Here is a 25,220-nt window from a genome sequence, read left to right on the forward strand (position 1 = left end):
GAGAGTGTCATCAAAGGTTAGGGCTATTTACAATATCGATATGTCTATACTCTTGTGTCTAGAGTAAAATACTACTATAAGATATATGTTGTGTGGAGATTTAGTGATATAAGCGATGTAAGTGATAATTGATGATTGGTTTCTCTCAAGATTATTATTTCCAGTGGTGGTGAGGAGTAATGCTGAGGGTGACAAGTTGTTGAGTAGTATCTGCATTATAATAGGCTACATGCTAACTGTATGCTTATATATGTAGATTCCTGTTATCACTTATTGATTGTTAGTGCTACTTGAAATTACTTATGAAAGGTTGAATATGGAAATTCAAAGCGAAGCAATTTTTAAGCACTGTCTAATTAACGGAATTAACCTTTTCTTAGGCTCTGGGTTTTCTGTTCTAGCTAGCGGAACATTTATAGATACAGCTAGAACTATGCCTGTTGGTGATGGATTAAAAAAAGAACTGTTGCAATATTTTGAAAGAGATAAAAATTCAAAGCTATCATTGCCCCAGCTTTGCTCGGTATTAGATTCGGTTAGTAAAGATAAGCTAGTTGGATTCTTAAAACGACGATTTTCTGTAGTTGATTATAATGAAGAATATAATGCCTTACTGCGTGTTAATGTTAAATCTATATTTACTACCAATATAGACGATTTGGTTTATAAGATCTATGGGAATAGTTTGGATCATTACCTGAATGATATTTCGGTTCGCGGCCCATCTATCGGAGATGGTAGTTCTATTGACTATATTCCATTGCATGGCTCTGTCAAATACAATAATGATGATTTTGATTTTTCACCGCTTGAGCTAGCTACTAGCTTCGAAAGAGACAAAGATAAGTGGTATGGTTATATAGATAGAATAAAGAAAGTTCCTACACTCTATTGGGGCTATAGTGTATCTGATGCGGGCGTTCTTCAATCCCTAGCAAAAGATACAACTGGTGGTCAAGATAGAGCTTTGTCGTGGATTGTACTGAGAGAAGATGATGAAGAGTCAAGAGAATATTATAGTTCGCTAGGGTTTCAGATTATTGTTGGCGAAACTGATAAACTTCTAAAATATTTTAAGCAGATTAAGAAGCCTAGAAATAAGAGTAAATCTCCGATGCTGGCGGCTTCCTCTTTTAAAGAATATTGTATTCCTGATAAAGCCCAGCTTCCTGTCCGTACTTTAGATGAGTTTTACTTAGGTGCGGAGCCTGTTTGGTATGATGTTATGTATGGTTTTTTACATAAGAATGAATATTACCATAAGATTAAAAACGACTTGGCTGCCGGAAATAACATAATCATAACTGGCGGCTCTCTGGCGGGTAAAACTACTTTGCTTAAGCTCTTGTCTATCGATACATTTGATTTCGGCTGGCCATTTTTTATTGAAGAAATAACCCCTGAAAAAGCACGATTATTGAAGAGAGATATTGATAGTGAAGGTAAGAATGTACTGATTTTTATTGATAATGCAGCAGATGCATGGGAGGCTATTAGTGATTTAACCAGCAGTGAAAATATTCAGGTTATTGCGGCTGAAAGAGATTATATTTATGATAGTGTTGCACATAGGTTCCCCCGTAGTAAGTTTAAGACTCTAGATGTTACGGGGTTGTGCTTAATGGATGTACAGTCTGTTAAAAATAAAATACCTACAGGCTTAAAAAGAAGAAGTGAACCGATGGAAAGCCTGATTGATGGTGTGGATACACCACCTACATTTTTTGAGGTAATTGATAACTCAATTGCTGATCATACTTTAGCACAAAGATTTATAGACTCTTTGCGGACTCTAAAGTTAGAGTCTCCTATAAAATATGATCTCCTGATTTTGACTTGCTATCTTTATTCATGCAGAATCCCTACTTCCTTGGATGTGGCTATAGCTTATACGCGAGAACATGGTTTAGTTTATCAAGATATATATAATATTTTAGAGTCTATGAGTAGTTTCCTTTCTAAATATGAAGGTGCTCTATCTAATTCTGAGCAAGCATATTATGTGCCGAGGTCTCGCTCGATAGCTGAGTCTGTAATTAACAAGGTTCCCTCTTTTGATCTTAGAAGGCTACTGTTAACTTTCCACAACGAAGTGTCGCCAACAAAGATTAATAGGTATGATATATTTAGACGTGGTGGTTATGATTCAGGCTTGGTAAGCCGTGCCTTCCCAAACTGGGAGGAGGGTCTAGATTTTTATGAAATGGCTAAGCTTAGAGATGATACTCCTGCATTGAGACAACAAGGTGCAATTTACCTATCACATAAAAAACAATATAATCTAGCTTTCAGTTGGATCGATGAAGCATTAGCTAAGGTTGGGAGGCGTAATGCTTCAGTTAAAAATACATATGCAGTTATTCTTTTTAAAGCTAATAAAGATAAAGAGCTAGATAGTGAGGTTGTCCATACTTTGAATGAAAGTATGAGAATATTGGCTTCTTGTTATACTAGTGACATCAGGAAAGCGTATCATGCGAAAGTATTTGCAAATCATGCTATTAATTTTGCTGAGCGTTTATCTAAGGAGCCTGAAAGCTATACGTATCTAGATCAAGCAAGTACATGGCTAGATAAGGAGTTAATGTCGAGACCAGGAGATAGGGCTATGAATAGATTGCTAAGAGAGATAAGACAAATGAAGCGAACGCTAGACAGAACTGTATGATTTAATTAGTACATAGCCCAGAAAAGCCCTCCCGGCATCGCCGGAAGGGCTTTTTCTTGCGTCTTGCGGACTACGTTCACCGATGGGCTGATCTGCGGGATTCTACTGAGATCAGACCATTACATCGGGTGTTGCTCTTCTTCGTAGAGCTCGGCCTTGGCGTCGCGTAGGACATCTTCGCAGGCGCTGTGGTTGGCCAATTGCAGCATCAGATTCTGGCTGAGGGCGAAGCCCTTGCCCAGGCAGGTGTCGACCTCTTCGCGGGTGAGCGCCGGGGTGACATTGCAGTCAATCTTCATCGTACGACTACCGCCATCAAAGCGGTCGGCGAGGGCGCGCAGGCGCCAGGCAAGCCGTGTTTTCCAGCGGGCGGTGGGGTCGGGGCCTTCCGTCACGTCGAGCGTGCAACGCCATTCAGGTTTGTAGACCTTCATGTGAACCTCCTCGGCTGGTCGTTTTCAATGATCGATCGTGATGTTCTGCTCCGCGTGCTGTGCTTGATGTCGTGCCTTGTTGCTCGTACCAGAAATGCGTTCCAGTCGTGCATGTGACAGTCGTGCTAGAGGCTCGCGCGTCGTCTTGATCAACGACAGGCCGAGCCTCTCTACTCACCATACGAGTTTTGGCGCCGAGATACATCAGTCTGAGTGTAAACGGTGCTTATCCTGATGTATCTGCAACAGGTGCTCCAGCGCCAGATGCAGCCAGTCGAAAGTATCAAGGGGCCTCACGACCCGCGCTGGCACGCCACTTTGTGCAGCGGTGGCGGGGCTAGCAGTGGGAGTGTGCTCACCCAGCAGCTCCGCCAGGCTCTCGATCTGGATGCCTTCGCGTAATGCGAATGTCTCATGCTCGCCACTGGCCAGCCAGATCTCCTGAATCACCGTCGGCACCGCACTCATGGCACAGGCGTAGTCGAGAATCTCGCCGCGCTCGCGTTCTGCTGCAATGCGCGCGGCATGCGCCAGAAGTTGGGCGCTCAAGGCCGGAAAGCGTGCCTCGGCAATGTGGGCTGGCAGATACGAGTCCCCAGGCCCGGGCGCTTGCCAGCGGCGCAGCGCAGGAGGGAGCTTGATTGAAGAGTCAGGCTTTGAAGCGCCTGACGACGGGCAGGCAGACGGGTGATCAATCTTGGAGGCCATGTGGATAAACTCCAGAGCGAAGGGCGAACCGGCAGGCCGGTCAAGGGGCTAGGGTCGAAGGGCTAGGCTCAGGGCGAGGCAGCAAAGGCGACTGCCGTTGATGGATGTGACAGCGAGAAGGGCAAAGTGTTGGATGGCGGAAGTATCAGCGTCGCTTGAGCGGCAGTCGCTGCTGCTATCGCGCCCCACCATGGCAGCTCGCGGAGGCTTAAACGCTCCGATGTGGCAGGTGTTTGCGTCAAGGGGCCTCAAGGAGGGATTGCGCTGCCAAGTGGTTAATCTTGCGAGACAAATCATCAATCGATGCAACCAGACGGCCACTTCGTGCGTACACAGCAGGACGTGCCCGCTGCGTTGCAGCGCCGGACCATCCCCCCTGGAGATAATTGACATGACGAAGTACGCCGATCGAATTCGCATTTCCCTATTGCTGCTGCGCCTCGGGGTCTTCCTCGTGATCACGATGTGGACACTGGACAAGTTCTTCAATCCTGGCCACGCCGCCGCCATCTTCGAGAAGTTCTATGCCATCGGTGGCCTGGGCGAAGGCATCGTCATCGCGATTGCCATCGTCGAGATGGTGCTGTTGCTGCTGTTCGTCACCGGCGTGAAGAAGACCCTCACCTACGGTCTGGTGCTGTTGCTGCACGCCGGGTCTACCTTCTCTGCCTTCAAGCAGTATCTGGACCCGTTCGATCACCTGCTGTTCTTCGCCGCCTGGCCGATGCTGGCGGCCTGTGTCGCGCTGTTCATGCTGCGCGAGATCGACACCTGCTTCACCCTCGGCGGCAAGCAGGCGCGTCTTGAGGAAGAAGCGGCACGCTAAGTGGCCGTGGCCGAACTGGCTGCAAGGTTCGACCCTTTCCCTTGATGAGATGACACACAAAAGCGCCGTTCGGGACATGCCCGGGCGGCGCTTTTGTGTGGGGAAGTATCGCCATCGTACGTCTTCGTGTGGCCTTTGTTGCTTGCGCCGGGGAGAGTGGGGGTTCCAGCGTTGTTATGTGTTGTTTCTTGTTATATTTATCCAAAAGCCAATCAGTTGGCTAATGTGCAGATGGTAAAGCCCATGATTGTTTCTGCCGTGCTCCATAATCAGCATTACGTAATCATCTGGTGGCAAGGCTCACAGGCAGCACTGTGCTCGCTCCAATCACGTCATGCCTTGCTACGCCATGCGGGATTTCTGCTGCAGGCCCAGTGAGTCACCCAGCACCTTGAGAGCGCTGGAGAAATCCTCGGACTCGGTCGCCTGCGCGAGGCTGTCCGCGCTGGGCTTCTCGCTGACGACACTGCTGGCGCTGGTCTTGTTGCTGGCGAGGGCGTCGTCACTGGCGTTGCGCGCGATGATGGCGTGGAGGGCCGGCAGGCTGGCGTGATTGTGGAATTGCCATACGCCATAGATGCGGCCATCGAAGGAGGCTTCACTGCCCAGAGTCGGGTCGACGGCAAGCCCGGCGCCCAGCCCGAACATGTAGAGGCCCGCAAGACGCTGGCCGTGGATGTCACAGGGGTTGCCGTTGGCATCGGAATCCAGACCGCCATTCACTTCGCGCAGCGTGATGGGCTGATGATGGGCGTCGCTGATGGTGGGCAGAATCGGCTGATAGCCATTGCACTGCACGACGATGGGCGCGTCGGCGAGCACTTCGCTGGCCAGTTCCAGGCGTTGGGCACTGCCGGGGCCGGTCTGCACCAGCTGGATGTCCATCGCGCACTCTTCGATGCGGCCGGTGGCCAGAATTTCCTGACCGATGGCCAGTGCCCGGTAGCGCAGCCCGCCGGAGCGATTGATGCGACCGCTGATCGGGCACACATCGCGCTCGGCATCGTAGTGATAGCCTGCGGCGCGCGCCTCTTCGGCATTCTCGAAGAACAGCCGAATCGGCGAGCGATGCAGCAGGGTGATCTCCTTGACGCGGGTGTTGCGCAGCGCGTCGGCCAGCACGTCGAGCATCGAGAAGGCGCTGTGCGAGCCACCCACCACACAGACACGACCACCACGGCGAAGACGCGGCAGCAACAGGCTGCGCAGCTGTCCCGGCGGCATGCGCAACAGCTCATCCCCGCTGTAGATGCGTGCGCGCCGCGACGGTGTCAGTCCCTGACGATTGAGGCTCTGGGTCAATCGCTCCGGGCATTGCTGGCCGCCCAGGTTGAGCACCAGATTGTTGGTGCGCAGTCGCGTCGTGCGCTGGGCCACCTCCGGTTCATGCGAGAGGGTCAGAATGCTGGTGCCGTCGAGGTATCGCAGCGTATCCAGGCTGGTACCGCACCACATCTCGACGCCCGGCAGGGCGGTGATGTGCGCCAATACCAGCGCACTGGCGGCTTCCAGCAGCTCGCCGATCTCATCGAGTCGCGGGGAGGAGTAGGGGGCGGCCCGGATTCGCTCCAGGCAGGGTTCACCTTCGAGCGGGGCCAGCACGTCGGCGAGTGCCGGGTCGCGCAGGCAGTCGAGGAACACATCGCCGACCGAGTTGGCGGTGATGCGATATTCGCCCAGCCGCCCAGCACCAAGCTTGCCGCTGGCGTGGGTGCCGCCAGCATCGAGAATCAGCAGTCCGTGGCGGGCCAGTGTCGTGATCTGGCCTGTCTTGAGGGCATTGAACAGAAATCCCATGCCTGCCGGGCCGACACCGGCCACGATACATCCGTAGCCCGTGATTCTTGAGAGGTCCTTCATGTCGTCTTGCTCCCTGGGTCGTAGTGACATCTAGTGGCTGTTTCGGTAGAGAGGTGTGACCCCCTCTGACAGCTGGCGGCTTGATGACTGCGCCGCTCTATTGCTGCTCCCCTGTTGTCGGGGCAGCGGTGACCGTGGTGTTGCAGAGGGTAAATATCACCTGTCAGTGCGATATCGTTTTCTCTTTCTCACGCTATTACAGCAACTTTCCTATGCGTGGTGACGTGCATTGTGGCGATGAAGTAACAGGATTCACGTCATTGGTGTTTCCATGGTGTTGCCGGTTCTGTGTATCAGCGACCTGTGCCTTGGGCCGGGCTTGATGACCGGTTCCATGACCGGTTCCATGACCGGTTTCATGGCCAGTGTGATGAGCGGCTTTGCGCTGCCGGTCAGTACGCTTGCAACGATCCAATTCGGGAGACCACCCCGAGACTGAAACGCCTATGCGGCACGGACAGCATTTCGCTATCTGCAAGTCGTTGATATTCATGACATAGATTCAGATAGAACCTTTGGGCGCGCAGCGGCACCGCTGCGGTAGCCGAGCGGTATCCCGCAGTACATCACTGATGAGAGGTGGCATTCCTCATGCTCGGCATGGGGGTGGGCCCATCTCGGTATGCGCCAATTCTGGTGTGTCATTGGCACTGATAGTCTGAGGCAGATAACAAGAACGTCTTGATGATTAACCCGTCACGAATGCCAGCGCCATTTTCATGAAGTGCACTGCAGGAAATGCACGGCGTGAAATACGCAGCGACTCAGCCAACGTCTGATATGAGTTTCCGTACCATGCCAACTGACCGTTGGCCATTTTGTTTAATTAACGATAATTAATAAATGATATTTGGCAGGAATCGAATCCTGTCGTGACGAAAATCATGCTTTGAGTTGAGTTGAATTCGAGGTGACTCATACGGTGTGCTGAGAGGCGAGTCTGGCGAGCAAGAGAGGGCGTTGCTCAAAAAGGCTATCTCGCCTGGGGAGCCGGTATCAGGCGCAGACATCCGTGGCAGGCGTTATCCGTGGCAGGCGTTATCCGTGGCAGGCGTTGGTGGTCATGCTCTGCTATGCTCTGCGCCCGCGCGTAAGCCCGTTCGGCTCGTGCCTGTTCATCGATTGAAGGAATGTCCCCGTGACTGACGCCACCGCCACCCCTGCCTTTGCCTCTCTGGCGCTGGCGCCCGAGCTGCTCGACAACCTCGCCACGCTCGAATATCACACCATGACGCCGATTCAGGCGCAGAGCCTGCCGCCGATGCTGGAAGGGCGCGATGTCATCGCCCAGGGCCAGACCGGCTCCGGCAAGACCGCTGCCTTCGGTCTGGGCCTGCTGTCGCGCCTCAAGGTCTCGCGCTTCCGTGTGCAGTCACTGGTGCTGTGCCCGACGCGTGAGCTGGCCGATCAGGTCGCCGGCGAGATCCGTCGTCTGGCGCGCGGCCTGCACAACGTCAAGGTGCTGACACTGTGCGGCGGCGCGCCCTTCGGTCCGCAGCTGGGCTCGCTGGAACACGGCGCGCATATCATCGTCGGCACGCCGGGACGGGTGGATGAGCATCTGCGCAAGGGCAGCCTGAGCCTTGAAGAGCTCAATACTCTGGTGCTGGATGAAGCCGACCGCATGCTCGACATGGGCTTCGCCGAGGTGCTGGACGCCATCGTCGCCGAGACCCCGGAAGAGCGTCAGACACTGCTGTTCAGCGCGACCTTCGCCGATGGCGTGCGTCCGATCGCCGAGCGCATGCTGCGTGACCCGGTCAGCATCGAGGTGGCCTCCACCCACGATGACAGCAGCATCCGTCAGCTGTTCCACCGTGTCGCCGATGACGAGGCGCGTTTCGAGGCGCTGCGTATCCTGCTGCTCAAGTACCGCCCGGAATCCAGCGTGGTGTTCTGCAACACCAAGCGTCAGGCGCAGGAAGTCAGCGATGCCCTCAATGAGCACGGCTTCAGTGCCATGGCGCTGCACGGTGATCTGGAGCAGCGCGAGCGTGATCAGACGCTGGTGATGTTCGCCAACAAGAGCACCTCGATTCTGGTGGCTACCGATGTCGCGGCGCGCGGGCTGGATATCGAAGCGCTGGACGCGGTATTCAACTACGAGATCGCGCGTGATCTCGATGCCCACGTGCACCGTGTCGGGCGTACTGGCCGCGCCGGCAGCTCCGGCATCGCCTGTACGCTTTACACCGAGAAGGAAGACTATCGCCTGACCAAGCTGGGAGACTTCCTCGAGCAGACGCTGGAAGCCGAGCCGCTGCCCTCGAAAAGCATGCTGACGCGTGAGCCCTTCCATGCGCGCATGGCGACGCTGCAGATCGACGGTGGCAAGAAGGACAAGCTGCGTCCCGGCGATATCCTCGGTGCGCTGACCGGTGACGGCGGCCTGGAAGGCAGCAAGATCGGCAAGATCAAGGTGCTGGCGCGGACCACCTTCCTCGCCGTGGAGCGTGATGTCGCCAAGTCGGCACTCACCCAGCTGATGAACGGCAAGCTCAAGGGGCGCTCCTTCCGCGCACGTCGTCTCAAGAGCTGAACGGGGCAGTGTCAGGTCGCGTGATCAGCAGCTCTCTGAGGAGGGCTGCACCACGCATTTCATCTGCCATGCGACCTTGATATCACCCCAAGCGAAGCCCGCCACCACGGCGGGCTTCGTGCTTTTTGAGCAGCAGATTGACGCTCGCAGCCGCTGCGGGCGGTGGCTAAGCTTGAGGTAACGTCCCTGATCGGCAGGGCGCTGATCCGGTACCTCGTGATGACTGCCAACGCCGTCGACAACCTTCGCATCCGTGAAGAACGTCTCATTGATCATGAGCGCATCTACCGCATTCATGAATCCGTCTTTGCCGGCCATCGTGAAGCGCGCCTGGGTGACAGATTGCGCCGGGGCAATCTGGCGCAGATCTCGCTGGTGGCCGAGCGTGTCACCGACCCGGAGACCGGCCGCCATCTCAGTGAAGGCGAGGGCGGTCTGCTGGGGCATGTGATGGTGTCGCGCGTGACGCTTTCCGGCTACCCGGACCGCGTGCTGATGGCGTTGGCACCGCTGGCGGTGCTGCCCCAGTATCAGCGTCACGGCATCGGCAAGCGGCTGGTGATCTCGGCGGTCAAGCGCTGTCGACTGTTGGGAGCGGGGGCTGTGGTGGCGGCTGGTCATGCGGATTTCTATACCCACCTGGGCTTTCATCCGGCGTGTCATTACGGGCTCTACTGCCATCATGACGACGTGCCGGGTTCCTTCGTCGCCTTCGAGTTGCTGCCGGACTATCTGGAGGGGCTGGGTGGAGAAGTGCAGTTTCCCGATACCTTCTCTGAGCTTGGTATCTGAGCCGTCTGGAGTGGATGATCTGATCAGCTCTGAGCGGTTGATCTGAACAGCCTTGAGCGGTTGTTGTGAGCAGCAACGAGCAACTCGGCGTTGCGTGACCCTTGAAACGGCAAGGCTCCCGCTCCATGTCATGGGTGACACCACGTGGCAGCCTGCATGTGATGGCAGGTGTCGCGTCATTCCGACCGATGATTCAAGGAGAGACATCATGAAGCTCAAGACTCTGGGTAGTTCGCTGATGATTGCCATGCTCGGTCTCGGTGGCCTGTCGCTCGCCGGTTGCGAGGACGAAGGCCCGATGGAGAAGGCCGGTGAGAAGATGGACAACGCCGTCGAGGAAGCCGGTGATAGCGTCGAGAACGCCACCGATAGCTGAGGCTCGGCCGCCAGTGCCGCGATGAGTCGCCGCTGATCTGAGTCGTCATCAGACACAAGAAGGCCCCGCCTCCCATGAGGCGGGGCCTTCTTGTGTCTGGCTCGGGGAGAAAGACGTCCGCTTATGCCGAGGCGGGCTGCTGCTCGCTCTGTTGCTTGCGGTCCGCGACGGCGGCGTCATAGGCACGGCTTTCCTCGGCTTCAGTGGCGGCGCTGAAGCGCACCAGCAGCGCGAACAGCGAGATCACGATCACGCCCATGCCCAGGTACATCAGGCCTTCCTGGTAGGTCAGTTCCTCACTGCGGAACAGGAAGCCCGCGGCGACCGCGCCTGCGTTGCCGCCCGCACCGACGATACCGGCGACCGCGCCGAGTGCCTTGCGATTGACGAAGGGCACGATACCGAAGGTGGCGCCTTCCGCCATCTGCACGAAGAGGCTGAAGACCAGCATGATGCCGATGGCCACCGCGAGGGTTTCCATCTGGGCGAAGCCGACCAGCGCGACGCCTTCACACAGCAGCGCGATGAACAGCCAGCGCACGCGGCCCTTGAGGCCGGACTGGCGGGCGAACAGGTCGGAGAAGACGCCGCCCAGGGTGCGGGCGAACAGGTTCATCAGGCCGAACAGGCCCGCGATGAGGCCGGCGGTGGCGAGATCGAGATCGAAATGATCGAAGAAGTAGATGGCGGCGACGTTATTGATGGTCAGCTCGACCCCGAAACAGGCGCCATAGACGAGGAACAGGGCCCAGACGCGGATGTCGCGTGCCGCCGCGCCGAAGGTGGCGCGCATGCTGTATTCCTTCTCGGCCTTGGGCAGCTCACCACGCTCACGCAGCTCGCTGAAGTTGCCATCCGGGGCATCCTGGGTGAAGAAGTAGTAGGCGATACCGGTGAGGAACAGCACGATGCCCGGCACGACCATCGCCAGACGCCAGCCCAGGGTCTGCTCGACGCCCAGCATCAGCAGGCCTGCCATCACCAGCGGCATCAGCATCTGGGTGGTGCCGCCGCCCAGGTTGCCCCAGCCCGCAGTGGTGGCGTTGGCGGTACCGACCACATTCGGACCGAACATCACGGAGGTGTGGTACTGGGTGATGACGAAGGAGGCGCCGATGGCACCGATGGCCAGGCGGGCCAGGAAGAAGGATTCGAAGCTGTCGGCAAAACCGATGCACATCACCGGCAGCGAGCCGAGGCACAAGAGCCAGGTGTAGGCCTTGCGTGGCCCGATGCGATCACACAGCACGCCGATGGCGAGACGCACGATCACCGTGATGGCGACCGAGGCGATGATGGTGTTGCCGATCTGGGTCTTGGTCAGGCCAAGGTCGTCACGCACCACGGCCATCAGCGGCGCGATGCCGAACCAGCCGAAGAAGCAGACGTGGAACGCGAACCACGACATGTGGAAGGCGCGCATTTGCGGGGTGTTGAAGCTGAACAGCCGGATGCGGCTGGCCTTGTTGCGGATATCCATGAGTGGGCTCCTGATTCAGCGTCGGTGCCGGGCACGAAGTCAGGTGTGCTCGGCGAGTGGTCGAACGGCTGTGAATGAACGACAGCAAGGGCGCCTCGTCTTTGAGGGGCCTGGTTCGACGCACTCGTACTCCGAAGAGCCTGGTCCACGTCATGGATAGCGATGGCAGCAGTCGGTGATGCCATGGTTGCCGGCAGCAGAGCGTCTGTGCGGCAAGTGACAGGAACAAAGCAAGTAGCGCGCCAGTTGCGGGGGTATGGTCGGGACAAGTCCCAGAAGATCAATGCCTTGGCGATGGCAGTGGCTTGGCCTGCGCCGGCGGTATCACGGGATGGCTGCCCACTCGATGCGCGCTGGCGGTGCGTCGGCAGGGCGCGAGGTACCAGTCTGGCGCACGCGAGTGGCGTTGGGAGCGCCGGGAAGGCGCGTGCCTCATTGCAGTGCAGCGGCGCTTTCGGCTTGACGGCTGCGAAGGCCCTTGGCCGCAAGGTTGCACCAGATTGCGGCACGAATCCTGCTTGGGTGTACCGCAAGACTCATGCCCGACTCAAGGAAACCTGACATGCCAGTGACCGTGCTGATCGTCGATGTCCGCAGTGAGCGCTCTGCCGCGCTGGAGCAGGCGCTATTGAGCGCCGGCTTCGAGGTGGCGCTGCGCGTCGACGAGCACGAGGACCTGCACGCGCTGGTCGAGCAGCATCAACCCGATGCGGTGATCATCGACGCCGACCTGCCCAGCCGCGACACCCTGGAGCATCTCGGCCAGCTGGGGCGACGCTATCCCAAGCCGATGATCATGCTGGCCAGTGAAGATGCCCCGGACCTCGTGCGTGAGGCGGCCGGCGCCGGCGTCTCGGCCTACGTGGTGGACCACGTCATGCCAGCGATGGTGCGCAGCATGGTCGAGGTCGCCATCACCAGCTTCGAGGCGCACCGTGCGCTCAAGGGGGAGCTCAACCGTACCCAGACCACATTGGTGCAGCGCCGCAGCGTCGATCGCGCCAAGGCCGTGGTGATGGAGACGCGCGGGCTCAGTGAAGATGCCGCCTACCAATACCTGCGCAAGACCGCCATGAACCGGCGCCTGGCCCTGCATGAGCTGGCCGATGAGCTGCTCAAGGCCGCGCGACGGCGTTGAGCCGGTCGCCGTACTGTCCTTCTCTCTCGATCGTTCAAGAGGTGTGCGTGATGCCCACAGATGTACCCCTGAATGGCCATCAGCTGACGCTGGGCCTGATGCCACTCAATGATGCCGCGCCCTTCGTGGTCGCTGAGCAGTTGGGGCTTTTCCGCGAGGAGGGGCTGGCGGTGACACTCAAGTGGCAACCTTCGTGGGCGGCGTTGCGCGATGACCTGCAGACCGGTGTGCTGCAGGGCGCGCAGATGCTGGCGCTGATGCCGCTGACCTCGACCCTGGGCCTGGATGGTCGCGCCACGCCGGTGATCAGTGCCATGACGCTCAATCTGGGCGGAAACTCCATCACGCTGTCACGCGCGCTGATGGCCACCCTCGGCGAGGATGGTCACGACCTCTCCAGCCCGTTGCAGGTCGCGAAGGCGCTGGCGGCGCATGTGCGCGAGCGCAAGCAGCGCGGTGAGCCGCTGCTCAAGCTGGCCAGCGTGCACCCGTTCTCCTCGCATCGCTATCTGTTGCGCTACTGGCTGGCAGCGGGCGGCATCAATCCGGACCGCGACGTCGAGATGCGCGCCGTGGCGCCGCCGCTGATGGCGGCACAGCTGGCCAGTGGCGCGCTGGATGGCTTCTGTGTCGGTGAGCCCTGGAACAGTCTGGCGGCGGCGCAGGGCATGGGGCAGGTGGTGGCAGGCAGTCACGATATCTGGCGCTTCGGGCAGGAAAAGGTGCTGGGCGTGCGCGAGGACTGGGCGGAGCAGCATCCGCTGGCGCATCAGGCTCTGATTCGCGCGTTGCTCAATGCCTGCGCCTGGCTGGACCGCCCCGGCAATCGGGCGAAAGCCGCCGAGTGGCTGCACGACGAGGGCATGCCGGAGGTGCCGATGAGCGTGGTGACACGCGGGCTGGAGGATGTCGATGTCGAGCAGTCGGTGGAGGAGTTTCAGCAGCACAACCCCGGCTGGACCATCTTCCATCGCTACGCAGCCAACTTCCCGTGGCGTTCCCAGACACGCTGGTACATCGCCCAGATGCAGCGCTGGGGGCATCTGCAGGGCTTCAATGACGAGGATCTCGAGGCGACGCTGACACGTTGTGTGCGACCGGATCTCTACCGCACGGCGGCCCGCAAGCTGGGCATGGTAGTGCCGGTGGCGGATGAGCGCAGCGAAGGCACGCACCCGGCCCCCTGGTGGCTGAGCGGCGAGGCGGGCCAGGTGCCGATGCCGGCGGATGGCTTCATTGATGGCGCGGTCTTCGAGTGACGTTTCGGCTGCGCGCCTTGCAGCCCCCTGCGAGCAAGGGCTGTCAGGGCAACCGCCGCCATTGAGCGGATGCCGGGCAAACCTGACGGCTCAGACATGTTGGCAGTGCGGTTGTGATATTCTCATCGCACTGCCAGCACCGCGTCAGGGGATCGCATGACCACTCGCAAGTCTCAGATTCGCAAGGACAATGTCGGCCGCATTCTGCTCGCCGCCGAAAAGATCTTCGCTCTCAAGGGCTATGTCGGCGCCAGCATGGTCGATATTGCCGCCGAGGTAGAGCTGCCCAAGTCCAATCTGCATTACTACTTCAGCACCAAGGAAGCGCTGTATCGCGCGGTGCTCGATGGTCTGCTGGCGCTGTGGAAGGAAGATGCGCTGTGCTTCGAGGCCTATGACGACCCGCAGCTGGTGCTCTCCACCTACATCCGCGCCAAGATGATGCACTCGCGCCAGCGCCCCTATGGCTCCAAGGTGTGGGCCAGCGAGATCATGCAGGGCGCGCCGGTGCTGGGCGAAGAGCTGACGGTGTGGCTCGACGAGTGGGCCGAGATGAAGAAGTCACGTCTGCGCCAGTGGATCGGCGAGGGCCGCATCGATAACGTCGATGCCTCCGCCTACCTGTACATGATCTGGGCCAGCACCCAGCACTACGCCGACTTCGACCACCAGATCGCGGTGCTCAATCAGGGCAAGGCGCTGAGTGATCGGGAATTCGAGCAGGCGGTGCAGAACGTGACGCGGGTGCTGCTGAAGGGCGTCGGCCTGTCTGCCTGAGTCAGTAGATGACTTCATGACTTGATTATCCTTGAGCTAATCATGGCCATCGTTGATGGGTCATCAGGCCAATCAAAAAGGGGCTGCCATTGCTGGCAGCCCTTTTTTTGGTTCCCCTCTATTGCTACCTGCGCCCCGCGATCAGAGGGGCAGCAGACGATCAGGCCGCGCGATGCGGATTGCGCGGGTCCTCCATCCAGTTCATGTACGGCTTGCCGGTGTCCTGCACTTCCATGGTGATGCAGTCCTCGACCGGGCAGGTGATCTCGCACAGGTTGCAGCCCACGCAGTCGGCGTCCTTCACCTCATAGCGGGCGGTGCCGTTGTCCTTGGTCAGATGCATGATGGCCTGGTGCGAGGTGTCCTCGCAGGCGATGTAGCAGCGTCCGCAGCCGATGCACTTGTCCTGGTCGATGCGGGCGATCACCTGATAGTTCATGTCCAGCTGCTTCCAGTCGGTGGTGTTGGGCACCGCCGCGCGCGAGAACTCGTCGATACGCTGATAGCCCTTGCTGTCCATCCAGCGCCCCAGGCCATCCTTCATCTCCTCGACGATACGGAAGCCGTGCAGCATTGCCGCCGTGCACACCTGCACGCTGCCCGCGCCGAGGGCGATGAATTCCGCGGCATCTTCCCAGTTGGAGATGCCGCCGATGCCGGAGATCGGCAGGTTGGCGGTTTCCGGCGTGCGCGCTATCTCGGCCACCATGTTCAGCGCGATGGGCTTCACGGCGCTGCCGCAATAGCCGCCGTGGGTGCTGCGGTCGCCGACGATGGGATGCGCGACCATGCGGTCGAGATCCAGATGGGTGATGGAGTTGATGGTGTTGATCAGCGAGACGGCATCGGCGCCACCACGCCAGGCGGCCTTGGCCGGTTCACGCACGTCGGTGATGTTGGGAGTCAGTTTGACGATCACCGGCAGCGAGCTGTAGGTCTTGCACCAGCGCGTGACCTGCTCGACATACTCCGGCACCTGGCCCACCGCCGCGCCCATGCCGCGTTCCGGCATTCCATGCGGGCAGCCGAAATTGAGTTCGATGCCGTCGCAGCCGGTGGCCTCGACCTGCGGCAGGATGGTCTTCCAGGCCTCTTCCTCACACGGCACCATCAGCGAGACGATCAGGGCGCGGTCCGGCCAGTCCTTCTTGACCTGGGTGATCTCACGCAGGTTGATCTCCAGCGAGCGGTCGGTGATCAGCTCGATGTTGTTGAAGCCGCTGACCTCGCCATTCGGGCCATAGTGCGCCGAGTAGCGTGACGAGACGTTCACTGCCGCCGGGTCTTCGCCCAGTGTCTTCCAGACCACGCCACCCCAGCCGGCCTCGAAGGCGCGTACCACGTTGTAGGCCTTGTCGGTGGGCGGGGCACTGGCCAGCCAGAAGGGGTTGGGCGCACGGATGCCGGCGAAGTTGATCGACAGATCGGCCTTGTAGCTGGCGACGTGATCGTCAGCCGCGCCAGCGCCTGCCGGGCGTGCGTTGTCATCATTGAGCGGGGTATGAATGGTCATCAGGCGGCCTCCACCTTGAGCATCAGATCGTGATGGATGGCCTCGGCGGCCAGCTTGCCGTGGGCGACGGCTTGAACGGTGAGGTCCTGCCCGCGAGCGATGCAGTCACCGCCGGCATAGACGCCCGGCAGACTGGTGCGCAGCATCTCGTCCACCTCTATCTTCGCTCCCTCGCGGGCCAGCCCTGCGGCATGGGCATCGCTCAGGCTCGCGTCATCGAAGCCCTGGCCGATAGCGGTGAAGACCCCATCGCAGGCCAGGGTGAAGGTCTCGCCGGTATCGACGAGGCGGCCATCCTCGACCCGCGTGCGCGCGAACTGCATCGCACTGAGCGCGGCATCACCACCCTCACTGCCGCTTGCCACATCGATGGCCAGCGGGCGCGCCCAGGTGTGGATCATCACGCCATTGGCCCGCGCGATTTCCTGTTCGTGATGGGTGGCGGACATCTGCTCCTCGCCACGCCGGTAGACCAGGTCCACCGTCTGCGCGCCCAAGCGTTTGGCCTGCACGGCGATGTCGATGGCGGTGTTGCCCGCGCCGATCACCACCGCTTGCTTCGGTACTGCCAGGGCGTTCAGTTCGCCGCTCTGACGCAGCACCTTGATGAAGTCGGTGGCCGCCATCAGGCCGCTGGCATCCTCGCCGGTCAGGCCGAGGGCATGGCTGGTGCCAAGGCCGAGGCCCAGGAAGACGCTGTCGAATTCGCGTGTCAGGGAGGCCAGCGCCAGGTTGTCGCCGAGGCGCTGGCCGTGGCGGATCTCGATACCGCCGATCTCGAGCAGGAATTCGACTTCGCGGGCGGCGAAGTCATCGGTCAGCTTGTAGCGAGCGATACCGTATTCGTTGAGGCCACCGGCCTTTTCCTCGGCCTCGAAGATCACCACGTCGTGGCCGAAACGCGCCAGGCGGTGGGCGCAGGAAAGTCCGGCAGGCCCGGCGCCGACCACCGCGATACGTCGGCCGGTGCTCGCTGCCCGCGTGAACGGGTGGGCTTCGAACTGGGCGTTGTCCAGCGCATGTCGCTGCAGCAGGCCGATCAGCACCGGCTGGCACTCATCGCCCTGATTGCGCACGCAGGACTGCTCGCAGAGGATCTCGGTGGGGCAGACGCGGGCGCAGCTGCCACCGAGGATATTGGCATCGAGAATCTCGCTGGCGGCGCCTTCGAGATTGTCATCGTGGATACGGCGGATGAAGGTCGGGATGTCGATGCTGGTCGGGCAGGCCTTGATGCAGGGCGCGTCATAGCAATACAGGCAACGCGAACTCTCGATGAAGGCCTGGCGCTTGGTGAGCGCCGGATGCAGGTCTGTGAAACGCGCACTCAGCGCCTCTTCCGCGAGCCCGGACGGGGCCCAGTGGGAAGGAGTGGAGGATGTGGTCACGGTGTGGCTCCTGCCCGCGCTCAGGCGCGGGGTCGTTGTTGTTGGTCTTGCAGGCGAGTCGGGTTGCGCTTCTTGACTGGCAGCGGCTTGTTTGGAAGTGCTAAGGGACCGGCAGCGCGTCAGGTGCGCCGCCAGGCCGCCGTTCAGTCGTGCCGTACTGGTCTCAGCCGTTTCGTACTGGTCTCAGGCTGGCCGTTCGTCGTCCGTCAGCTGCGATCCACGGCACTGACGACATTGCTCTCGGCGCGGGCCTTGAGCTGGTCGAAGACACTGGGGTAGGGCGGGCGTTCGACGTACTGGCCGTGGCCGCGCCTGGCATGCAGCTCACCATCGCGCCATGCCCAGTCGCCGCGGCTGATGGTGTGGCGCGGAATGCCCTTGACGGTGCGGCCTTCGAAGATGTTGAAGTCGATGTTCTGATGGTGAGTCTTGGCCGAGATGGTGCGTTCGGCGTTGGGGTCCCAGACCACGATATCGGCGTCACTGCCGACGCGAATCGCGCCCTTGCGCGGATACAGATTGAAGATCTTGGCGGCATTGGTGGAGGTCAGGCCGACGAAGTCCTCGGCGGAGAAGCGCCCGGTGTTGACGCCCTCGTGCCACAGCATCGCCATGCGGTCCTCGACCCCGGCGGTGCCGTTGGGAATCTTCGAGAAGTCGTCCTTGCCCATCTCCTTCTGCTCGGCGCAGAAGCAGCAGTGATCGGTGGCGGTGGTCTGCAGGTCACCGGACTGGATGCCGCCCCACAGCGCCTGGCGGTGCACCAGCGAGCGGAACGGTGGGCTCATCACGTGGCCTGCCGCGAATTCCCAGCTCTTGTTCTGATAGACCTCTTCATCGATCAGCAGATGGCCTGCCAGCACCTCGCCGTAGACCGGCTGACCGTGCTCACGCGCGTAGCGGATCTCCTCCAGCGCATCGGCGGTGGAGACGTGAACCAGATACACCGGCGTGCCCAGAGTGCCGGCGATGCGGATGGCACGGCTGGCGGCCTCGCCCTCGACCTGCGGCGGACGCGACAGCGGATGCGCTTCCGGCCCGGTGATGCCATCGGCCAGCAGCTTCTGCTGCAGGTGGTAGACCAGCTCGCCGTTCTCGGCATGCACGGTGGGAATCGCGCCCAGCTCCAGGCAGCGCGCGAAGCTCGAGACGAGGGTGTCATCCGGCGCCATGATGGCGTTCTTGTAGGCCATGAAGTGCTTGAAGCTGTTGACCCCGTAATCGGAAACCAGCGTCTGCATGTCCTGGCTGACGCTCTCGTCCCACCAGGTGACGGCGACGTGGAAGCTGTAGTCGCAGCACGACTTCTCGGCCCATTCGCGCCAGGTGTGATAGGCCTCCATCAGCGGTTGCTGGGGGGAGGGAATCACGAAATCGATGATCATGGTGGTGCCGCCGGCCAGTGCCGCGGCGGTGCCGCTCTGGAAGTCCTCGCTGGCCACGGTGCCCATGAAGGGCAGCTGCATGTGGGTGTGCGGATCGATGCCGCCGGGCATCACCAGACAGCCGCTGGCGTCGATCACTTCGCAGTCGTCCGGGACGTCCAGGTCGGTGCCGATGGCGGTGATGGTCTCGCCGTCACACAGCACATCGGCGGTGTAGCGCTCTTCGTGGGTCTGGATGCTGCCGCCCTTGATCAGGATTGCCATGAATCTCTCCCGGCCGCATCGCGCGGCCTTGTCCGGCATTGAGTGTCAGGTCGTGTTGTCGTTGTCGTTGTCGTTGTCGTTATCGTGCTGGCCGTCATTCACCATCGGTGAGGCGGGTATAGGCGTCCGGACGGCGGTCGCGGAAGAACTGCCAGTTGTTGCGCACCTCGCGCACCATCGACATGTCGAGGTCGTGGATCAGCAGCTCATCCTCGGTGGCGCTGGCCTGGGCTTCGATCTGGCCGCGTGGATTCACGAAATAGGAGGAGCCGTAGAACTCGCCGATATCCCAGGGCTGTTCATGGCCGACGCGGTTGATGGCGGCGATGTAGCAGCCATTGGCGGCGGCGGAGGCGGGTTGCTCCAGCTCCCACAGATATTGGGAGAGGCCCGCGACGGTAGCGGAGGGATTGAAGATGATCTCGGCGCCGTTGAGCGCCAGCGCACGCCAGCCTTCCGGGAAGTGGCGGTCGTAGCAGATGTAGACGCCGATGCGCCCGTAGGCGGTGTCGAAGACCGGCCAGTCGGACTTGCCCGGCTTGAAGAAGAATTTCTCCCAGAAGCCCGCCACCTGCGGGATGTGGGTCTTGTGATACTTGCCCAGATAGCTGCCGTCGGCATCGATGACGGCGGCGGTGTTGTAGTACACCCCCGGCTGCACTTCCTCGTAGATGGGCACGATGATCACCATCTGATGCTTCTTCGCGTACTGCTGCATCAGGGTGACGGTGGGGCCGTCGGGCACGCGCTCGGCGGCGGCATACCACTTGGCATCCTGGCTCGGGCAGAAGTAGGGCTGATTGAAGACTTCCTGGAAGCACAGGATCTTGACGCCTGCTTCACCGGCCTGGTCGATCAGCGGCAGGTGGGCCTCGTTCATGGCATCACGGATCTGCGCGGGCTCGAGGTCGGTGGAGACGTTGAGTCCCATCTGGATGACGGCGCAGCGCAGCTTGCCGGCATCCTCGGTATGGGAGATGCGGGAATCGTTCGACATGTCTTCCTCATCGGGCGCTTGGCGCCGGTTGTTGTTGTCTTCAATGAGTGCTGGTGGGCTGAACGGGTGAGCAGGGATAGCGCGAAATGGCCCCAAGAAAAACACGCCGCCTGCCTGGCAAGTCTGCACGCCGATGGCAGGCATCGTGGGTCAGGAAAGATCCGATTTAAATCCTGTCTTACCAGTCAGCTTAATGAACATTAGACAGTGTTCCCGCGTTCGGCAAGATGAAGTGTCAAATAAAGTATTGTGGATTCATCTTGTTGTTATCAAAGAGTTTTTATTCAAGAAAAGGCCATATTTCACCATTGTGGTGCCTGGAGAATCAGCGTGGTTCACACGATTTTCAAAGGAAAATGCGATGCACAACAGTGGCTTGTGACCGTTTGCGCGGGCATTGCGCAAGACCGCCTTGCACCAGCTTGGAACCTGACCATACTGACAGTTGGCGCGAACAAGGCTTGTCGCCACCTGACAGGCGTCATGCATGAAAATACGCGCCATTGCATCTCAAGTTGTCTTGCAAGACAGGTTTGATTTGTCGGCAATAATCCGGCCGGCGGCATGCGATTTGCCACAGGGTTTTGCACATAAGCTGCGCAAGGTGTTTCTTCTACACGGCCTGCCGCAGATTCGTCTGCCGCAGATTCGTCTGCCGCAGTTTCGTCTGCCGCAGAATCTTCTGCATGCAGTGCTGAATGAAGTGTGCCTGATGATTTATGCCGAACGGGGAGGAGCGAGGAGGAGCGAGGAGGAGCCAGAAAAGCGACGGAGAAGGTGAGGAAGACAAGAAACGACAAGTGACACAAGGCAAGCGCAGTGCATCACCCTCAACAATAACAACAGCTGAACAGGTGAGGACTCATGGCCCCGACACAGACGCGCTCGCACATGGTGCGCAGCAATGAGGAAATGATCGAGCTGGTGGTGGCACAGGATGTCGCCCGCAGCCCGCGTTACAACGAGGATATCGCGCCGACCAGAAGTGCCGAACGCACCTGGTCGCGCTGGAATATCGCCGCACTGTGGGTCGGCATGTCGATCTGCGTGCCGACCTACACCCTGGGTGGCGTCCTGACCGCCTACTTCGGCCTGAGCGTCGGCGAGGCGCTGTTCACGATCCTGATCGCCAACCTGGTGGTGCTGATTCCGCTGACGCTGAACGCCTTCCCCGGCACGCGCTTCGGGATCCCCTTCCCGGTGGTGCTGCGCTCCTCCTTCGGGATCATCGGCTCCAACGTGCCGTGCATGATTCGCGCGGTGGTCGCCTGTGGCTGGTTCGGTATCCAGACGATGTTCGGCGGACTGGCGATTCACCTGCTGCTGTCGAGCCTCTCGGCCGACTGGAAGGCGCTGGGCGGGGTAGGCGAGGTCATCGGCTTCTTCGTGTTCTGGGCGCTCAACCTGTTCGTGGTGATTCGCGGCGCGGAATCCATCAAGTGGCTGGAGACGCTCTCCGCGCCCTTGCTGCTGGCGGTGGGCGTCGGCCTGATGGTGTGGGCGCTGCCGCATACCTCGATCAGCGAGCTGCTGGCCCAGCCGCCGAATCGTCCCGAAGGCGATGGCGTGGCCAGCTACTTCATGGCGGGCCTGACCGCGATGGTCGGCTTCTGGGCGACGCTGTCGCTGAACATTCCTGACTTCAGTCGTTACGCGAAGAGCCAGAAGGACCAGATCGTCGGTCAGATCATCGGCCTGCCGCTGACGATGTTCTTCTTCGCCGCGCTCGGCGTGGTGCTGACGGCCGCTTCCAGCTCGCTGGTGGGCGAGACCATCTCTGACCCGGTCAACCTGATCGGTCGCATCGACAGTCCCGGCTGGGTCGCCATCGCCATGGTGCTGATCATCATCGCGACGCTCTCCACCAATACCGCCGCCAACATCGTCTCGCCGACCAATGACTTCCAGAACATCGCGCCCAAGCTGATCAACCAGACGCGCGGCGTGCTGCTGACCGGGCTGGTCGGGGTGCTGCTGATGGGCTTCGAGCTGATTAAGAAGATGGGCTGGATCGTCTCGGACGTGAGTCTCGAGAGCCTCTATTCCAACTGGCTGCTGGGCTATTCGAGTCTGCTGGGGCCGATCGCGGGGATCATGATCGTCGACTACTTCGTGATCCGTCGTCAGTCCTTTGATCTGCCGGCACTCTATCTGGATGGCAGCACCTATCCGGCCTTCAATCCGGCGGGCTTCATCGCCTTCTTCGTGCCGGTGGGACTGACGGTGATCAGCTTCTCGCAGCCTGGGCTGTCCTGGTTCTACGACTACGGCTGGTTCACCGGCTCGCTGCTGGGGGCGCTGGTCTATTTCGTGGCCAGCAAGCTGCTGGTCAAGGCACCACCAGTACATCTGCCCGAGGCAGTACCTGGCAGCGGCGCGCAGCGCGCCTGACGCCGCTGATGAGTATGGTGAGTGCAATGACAGACGGGCTGCCAATCGGCAGCCCGTCTGTCGTCGTGGCCAGGGAAAGTGACGGCCGGTTCAGGCCTTCGCGCCCTGATCGTCAGCCCACCAGACCGGGGATGCCGCCCTCGAAGCGCTCGACCATGAAATCGACGAACTGGCGCACCTTGGGCGAGAGGTGGCGGTGGCGGGGATAGACGATCCACACCCCGGTATCGCGCACCTGGTACTCATCCAGCACCGAGATCAGCTTGCCGCTGGCCAGATGGGGCGCGACGTAATAGTCGGGAATCTGAGCAAGGCCAAGGCCCTTGAGCGTGGCGTCCAACAGCGCCGGGCCGGAGTTGGCCTGCCAGCTGCCGGTGATGCGCACCTCACGGCGCTGACCCTCGACCTCGAACAGCCATTCGCGCTTGGAACCGGCCAGACAGCGGTGACTGGAGAGCTCGGCCAGGGTGTGCGGGCGCGGCGCCTGCTGGAAGTAGTCATGCGAGGCGACCACGAATTCGCGGCGGTCCACCAGCCGCCTTGCGATCAGCGAGGAATCCTTGAGCACGCCCATGCGGATGGCGACGTCGAAACCCTCGTCGATCAGTTCCACCGGGCGGTTGGTGAAGTGCATCTGCACTTCCAGTTGCGGGTGCAGCAGCTGGAAGTCGTTGACCAGCGGCGCGACGTAGCGCTCGCCGAAGGTGGTGGCGCTGGTCAGCTTGAGCACGCCGCTGGGGCGGGCGTGGAAGTCACCGATGGCCTGTTCGGCGGCGCGGAAGCCATCGAAGAGGTGATGGCAGTGCTCGAAATACACCTGTCCGGCATCGGTGAGACGCGTCTGACGGGTGGTGCGGTAGAGCAATTGGGTATCGAGCTGGGCTTCCAGCTGGCTGATCAGACGACTGACATGTGAGCTGGACACCCCGAGATGACGGGCGGCACCGGAAAATGAGCCGATTCTGACGACTTCCACGAAGGCTTCGATACGGTCCCAGCGCTGCATGCTGGCTCCTCTTTCATTGTTGTTGAGTGGCAATAATCATCTGAGTGCCGACGGCTTAATCCCACCCGCATGACTGCGTAGACTGTGCTGCATGCCAAGCCCGCAAGGATGAACCGCAAGGACGAGCCCAGTGCCTGTCGCGTGGGGAGTCCCCCGGGCGACTCATCTATGCAACCTGTCAGGTGCTGCTACCTTTCAGGGTGACCTCCGCGCTGGTCGTCACTACGCCAGGGGGCATGAGATTGGCAGCCAGTTTACCGCTATTGATGCTCACTAGGAGAGATTCATGAAATCACGTGCTGCGATTGCGCTGGAAGCCGGCAAGCCGCTGGAACTGCTCGAGATCGATGTCGAAGGGCCGAAGGCCGGTGAGGTGCTGGTACGCATCGTCAATACCGCCGTCTGCCATACCGATGCGTTCACCCTGTCCGGCGCAGACCCGGAAGGCCTGTTCCCGTCCGTGCTGGGCCACGAAGGCGCCGGTATCGTCGAGGAAGTGGGCGAGGGCGTGACTGGCCTGGTGCCGGGCGATCACGTCATTCCGCTCTATACCGCGGAATGCGGCAAGTGCAAGTTCTGCCTCTCCGGCAAGACCAACCTGTGCAGCGCCGTGCGTGCCACCCAGGGTCGCGGCCTGATGCCGGACGGCACTTCGCGCTTCTCTCTCGATGGCAAGATGCTGCACCACTACATGGGCACCTCTACCTTCTCCGAATACACCGTGGTGCCGGAAGTCTCGCTGGCCAAGGTGTCCAAGGAAGCGCCGCTGGACAAGATCTGCCTGCTGGGCTGTGGCGTCACCACCGGTATCGGCGCGGTAATGAACACCGCCAAGGTCGAGCCGGGTGCTACCGTCGCCATCTTCGGCCTCGGTGCCATCGGTCTGGCCGCCATCCAGGGCGCGGTGATGGCCAAGGCGTCGCGCATCATCGCCATCGACATCAATGAAGACAAGTTCGACCTGGCCCGCAAGTTCGGCGCCACCGACTTCGTCAACCCGAGCAAGCTGTCCGTGCCGGTTCAGGAAGCCATCGTCGAGATGACCGACGGCGGCGTCGACTACTCCTTCGAGTGCATCGGCAACGTCAATGTCATGCGTGCCGCGCTCGAATGCGCGCACAAGGGTTGGGGCGAATCCATCATCATCGGCGTCGCCGGTGCCGGTGAAGAGATCTCCACCCGTCCGTTCCAGCTGGTGACCGGACGCGTCTGGAAAGGCTCCGCCTTCGGTGGCGTCAAGGGACGCACCGAACTGCCGGGCTACGTCGAGCGTTACATGGACGGCGCGATCAATCTGGACGACTTCATCACTCACCAGATGCCGTTCGAGAAGATCAACGAATCCTTCGATCTGCTGCACGAAGGCAAGTCGATCCGTACCGTGCTGAGCTTCTGATCCGGGGCTGAACTGCCGCCGGG

20 protein-coding genes are annotated in these 25,220 nt (G+C 59.9%); 11 read left to right on the forward strand and 9 right to left on the reverse strand.

All coding sequences use genetic code 11. The features are described 5' to 3' along the window. Positions 1-316 precede the first annotated feature (316 nt). Positions 317-2,668: a P-loop NTPase gene (locus tag F8A90_RS01985; RefSeq protein ID WP_200018682.1), complete on the forward strand. Its 2,352-nt coding sequence runs from the start codon at positions 317-319 to the stop codon at positions 2,666-2,668. A 119-nt stretch (positions 2,669-2,787) separates the two neighbouring features. On the opposite strand, the gene F8A90_RS01990 is transcribed toward F8A90_RS01985, so the two are convergent. Both F8A90_RS01990 and F8A90_RS01995 read right to left on the reverse strand, forming a co-directional pair. Next, entirely contained in the window at positions 2,788-3,102 is a 315-nt protein-coding gene (locus F8A90_RS01990) for a hypothetical protein (RefSeq protein WP_043333722.1), read from the reverse strand. A gap of 204 nt (positions 3,103-3,306) precedes the next feature. Further along, positions 3,307-3,810 (reverse strand): hypothetical protein, encoded by a 504-nt coding sequence (locus F8A90_RS01995; RefSeq protein ID WP_200018684.1) that lies wholly within the window; start codon positions 3,808-3,810, stop codon positions 3,307-3,309. A 391-nt stretch (positions 3,811-4,201) separates the two neighbouring features. Here F8A90_RS01995 and F8A90_RS02000 point away from each other — a divergent pair, with 391 nt between their 5' ends. Beyond that, the gene (locus F8A90_RS02000) at positions 4,202-4,636 is read left to right on the forward strand and encodes a hypothetical protein (RefSeq protein ID WP_233593402.1); all 435 of its coding nucleotides are present in this window, start codon (positions 4,202-4,204) and stop codon (positions 4,634-4,636) included. 342 nt (positions 4,637-4,978) lie between these two features. Here F8A90_RS02000 and F8A90_RS02005 read toward each other — a convergent pair whose 3' ends face one another. After that, on the reverse strand, positions 4,979-6,496 hold the full coding sequence (locus F8A90_RS02005; RefSeq protein ID WP_200018685.1) for a hypothetical protein: 1,518 nt from the start codon (positions 6,494-6,496) through the stop codon (positions 4,979-4,981). Positions 6,497-7,634: 1,138 nt separating this feature from the next. On the opposite strand from F8A90_RS02005, the gene dbpA reads away from it, so the two are divergent. The 3 genes from dbpA (at position 7,635) to F8A90_RS02020 (ending at position 10,203) form a co-directional block, all read left to right on the forward strand. After that, positions 7,635-9,035 (forward strand): ATP-dependent RNA helicase DbpA, encoded by a 1,401-nt coding sequence (gene dbpA, locus F8A90_RS02010; protein ID WP_200018686.1) that lies wholly within the window; start codon positions 7,635-7,637, stop codon positions 9,033-9,035. Positions 9,036-9,254: 219 nt separating this feature from the next. Further along, a complete protein-coding gene (locus F8A90_RS02015) occupies positions 9,255-9,827 on the forward strand; it encodes a GNAT family N-acetyltransferase (protein WP_200018687.1) in 573 nt (190 codons plus the stop codon). Positions 9,828-10,035: 208 nt separating this feature from the next. After that, positions 10,036-10,203, forward strand: coding sequence for a hypothetical protein (locus F8A90_RS02020; RefSeq protein ID WP_166019763.1), 168 nt, complete (start codon positions 10,036-10,038; stop codon positions 10,201-10,203). A gap of 121 nt (positions 10,204-10,324) precedes the next feature. Here F8A90_RS02020 and F8A90_RS02025 read toward each other — a convergent pair whose 3' ends face one another. Continuing rightward, positions 10,325-11,683, reverse strand: a complete 1,359-nt coding sequence (locus F8A90_RS02025) for a NarK family nitrate/nitrite MFS transporter (RefSeq protein WP_043333727.1) — start codon at positions 11,681-11,683, stop codon at positions 10,325-10,327. A gap of 562 nt (positions 11,684-12,245) precedes the next feature. Here F8A90_RS02025 and F8A90_RS02030 point away from each other — a divergent pair. The 3 genes from F8A90_RS02030 (at position 12,246) to F8A90_RS02040 (ending at position 14,857) form a co-directional block, all read left to right on the forward strand. Beyond that, positions 12,246-12,821, forward strand: a complete 576-nt coding sequence (locus F8A90_RS02030; protein WP_054555320.1) for an ANTAR domain-containing response regulator — start codon at positions 12,246-12,248, stop codon at positions 12,819-12,821. Positions 12,822-12,871: 50 nt separating this feature from the next. Further along, positions 12,872-14,080, forward strand: coding sequence for a CmpA/NrtA family ABC transporter substrate-binding protein (locus F8A90_RS02035; protein ID WP_166019765.1), 1,209 nt, complete (start codon positions 12,872-12,874; stop codon positions 14,078-14,080). 156 nt (positions 14,081-14,236) lie between these two features. Next, the gene (locus F8A90_RS02040) at positions 14,237-14,857 is read left to right on the forward strand and encodes a TetR/AcrR family transcriptional regulator (RefSeq protein ID WP_043333730.1); all 621 of its coding nucleotides are present in this window, start codon (positions 14,237-14,239) and stop codon (positions 14,855-14,857) included. A 160-nt stretch (positions 14,858-15,017) separates the two neighbouring features. On the opposite strand, the gene preA is transcribed toward F8A90_RS02040, so the two are convergent. The 4 genes from preA to F8A90_RS02060 form a co-directional block, all read right to left on the reverse strand. Then, complete coding sequence (gene preA / locus F8A90_RS02045) at positions 15,018-16,370, reverse strand: NAD-dependent dihydropyrimidine dehydrogenase subunit PreA (RefSeq protein WP_200018688.1); 1,353 nt, start codon at positions 16,368-16,370, stop codon at positions 15,018-15,020. Then, positions 16,370-17,758, reverse strand: a complete 1,389-nt coding sequence (locus F8A90_RS02050) for an NAD(P)-dependent oxidoreductase (RefSeq protein ID WP_200018689.1) — start codon at positions 17,756-17,758, stop codon at positions 16,370-16,372. Before F8A90_RS02050 ends, preA begins: the two co-directional genes overlap by 1 nt. A gap of 206 nt (positions 17,759-17,964) precedes the next feature. Next, positions 17,965-19,407 (reverse strand): dihydropyrimidinase, encoded by a 1,443-nt coding sequence (hydA, locus tag F8A90_RS02055; RefSeq protein ID WP_200018690.1) that lies wholly within the window; start codon positions 19,405-19,407, stop codon positions 17,965-17,967. Between the two features lie 94 nt (positions 19,408-19,501). After that, on the reverse strand, positions 19,502-20,404 hold the full coding sequence (locus tag F8A90_RS02060) for a nitrilase-related carbon-nitrogen hydrolase (protein ID WP_200018691.1): 903 nt from the start codon (positions 20,402-20,404) through the stop codon (positions 19,502-19,504). A 487-nt stretch (positions 20,405-20,891) separates the two neighbouring features. On the opposite strand from F8A90_RS02060, the gene F8A90_RS02065 reads away from it, so the two are divergent. After that, on the forward strand, positions 20,892-21,185 hold the full coding sequence (locus F8A90_RS02065) for a hypothetical protein (RefSeq protein ID WP_200018692.1): 294 nt from the start codon (positions 20,892-20,894) through the stop codon (positions 21,183-21,185). A gap of 83 nt (positions 21,186-21,268) precedes the next feature. Beyond that, entirely contained in the window at positions 21,269-22,795 is a 1,527-nt protein-coding gene (locus F8A90_RS02070; protein WP_200018693.1) for an NCS1 family nucleobase:cation symporter-1, read from the forward strand. Positions 22,796-22,907: 112 nt separating this feature from the next. Here F8A90_RS02070 and F8A90_RS02075 read toward each other — a convergent pair whose 3' ends face one another. Next, positions 22,908-23,801 (reverse strand): LysR family transcriptional regulator, encoded by an 894-nt coding sequence (locus F8A90_RS02075; RefSeq protein ID WP_166019770.1) that lies wholly within the window; start codon positions 23,799-23,801, stop codon positions 22,908-22,910. 286 nt (positions 23,802-24,087) lie between these two features. On the opposite strand from F8A90_RS02075, the gene F8A90_RS02080 reads away from it, so the two are divergent. Beyond that, positions 24,088-25,197, forward strand: coding sequence for an S-(hydroxymethyl)glutathione dehydrogenase/class III alcohol dehydrogenase (locus F8A90_RS02080; RefSeq protein ID WP_200018694.1), 1,110 nt, complete (start codon positions 24,088-24,090; stop codon positions 25,195-25,197). Positions 25,198-25,220 lie beyond the last annotated feature (23 nt).

This window comes from Cobetia sp. cqz5-12 (assembly GCF_016495405.1).
GTDB lineage: Bacteria > Pseudomonadota > Gammaproteobacteria > Pseudomonadales > Halomonadaceae > Cobetia.

Coding starts and splice junctions, on each gene's coding strand:
- F8A90_RS01985 (WP_200018682.1), top strand. CDS start 317: ATGGAAATTCAAAGCGAAGCAATTTTTAAGCACTGTCTAATTAACGGA.
- F8A90_RS01990 (WP_043333722.1), bottom strand. CDS start 3,102: ATGAAGGTCTACAAACCTGAATGGCGTTGCACGCTCGACGTGACGGAA.
- F8A90_RS01995 (WP_200018684.1), bottom strand. CDS start 3,810: ATGGCCTCCAAGATTGATCACCCGTCTGCCTGCCCGTCGTCAGGCGCT.
- F8A90_RS02000 (WP_233593402.1), top strand. CDS start 4,202: ATGACGAAGTACGCCGATCGAATTCGCATTTCCCTATTGCTGCTGCGC.
- F8A90_RS02005 (WP_200018685.1), bottom strand. CDS start 6,496: ATGAAGGACCTCTCAAGAATCACGGGCTACGGATGTATCGTGGCCGGT.
- F8A90_RS02015 (WP_200018687.1), top strand. CDS start 9,255: ATGACTGCCAACGCCGTCGACAACCTTCGCATCCGTGAAGAACGTCTC.
- F8A90_RS02020 (WP_166019763.1), top strand. CDS start 10,036: ATGAAGCTCAAGACTCTGGGTAGTTCGCTGATGATTGCCATGCTCGGT.
- F8A90_RS02025 (WP_043333727.1), bottom strand. CDS start 11,683: ATGGATATCCGCAACAAGGCCAGCCGCATCCGGCTGTTCAGCTTCAAC.
- F8A90_RS02030 (WP_054555320.1), top strand. CDS start 12,246: ATGCCAGTGACCGTGCTGATCGTCGATGTCCGCAGTGAGCGCTCTGCC.
- F8A90_RS02035 (WP_166019765.1), top strand. CDS start 12,872: ATGCCCACAGATGTACCCCTGAATGGCCATCAGCTGACGCTGGGCCTG.
- F8A90_RS02040 (WP_043333730.1), top strand. CDS start 14,237: ATGACCACTCGCAAGTCTCAGATTCGCAAGGACAATGTCGGCCGCATT.
- preA (WP_200018688.1), bottom strand. CDS start 16,370: ATGACCATTCATACCCCGCTCAATGATGACAACGCACGCCCGGCAGGC.
- hydA (WP_200018690.1), bottom strand. CDS start 19,407: ATGGCAATCCTGATCAAGGGCGGCAGCATCCAGACCCACGAAGAGCGC.
- F8A90_RS02060 (WP_200018691.1), bottom strand. CDS start 20,404: ATGTCGAACGATTCCCGCATCTCCCATACCGAGGATGCCGGCAAGCTG.
- F8A90_RS02065 (WP_200018692.1), top strand. CDS start 20,892: ATGAAAATACGCGCCATTGCATCTCAAGTTGTCTTGCAAGACAGGTTT.
- F8A90_RS02070 (WP_200018693.1), top strand. CDS start 21,269: ATGGCCCCGACACAGACGCGCTCGCACATGGTGCGCAGCAATGAGGAA.
- F8A90_RS02075 (WP_166019770.1), bottom strand. CDS start 23,801: ATGCAGCGCTGGGACCGTATCGAAGCCTTCGTGGAAGTCGTCAGAATC.
- F8A90_RS02080 (WP_200018694.1), top strand. CDS start 24,088: ATGAAATCACGTGCTGCGATTGCGCTGGAAGCCGGCAAGCCGCTGGAA.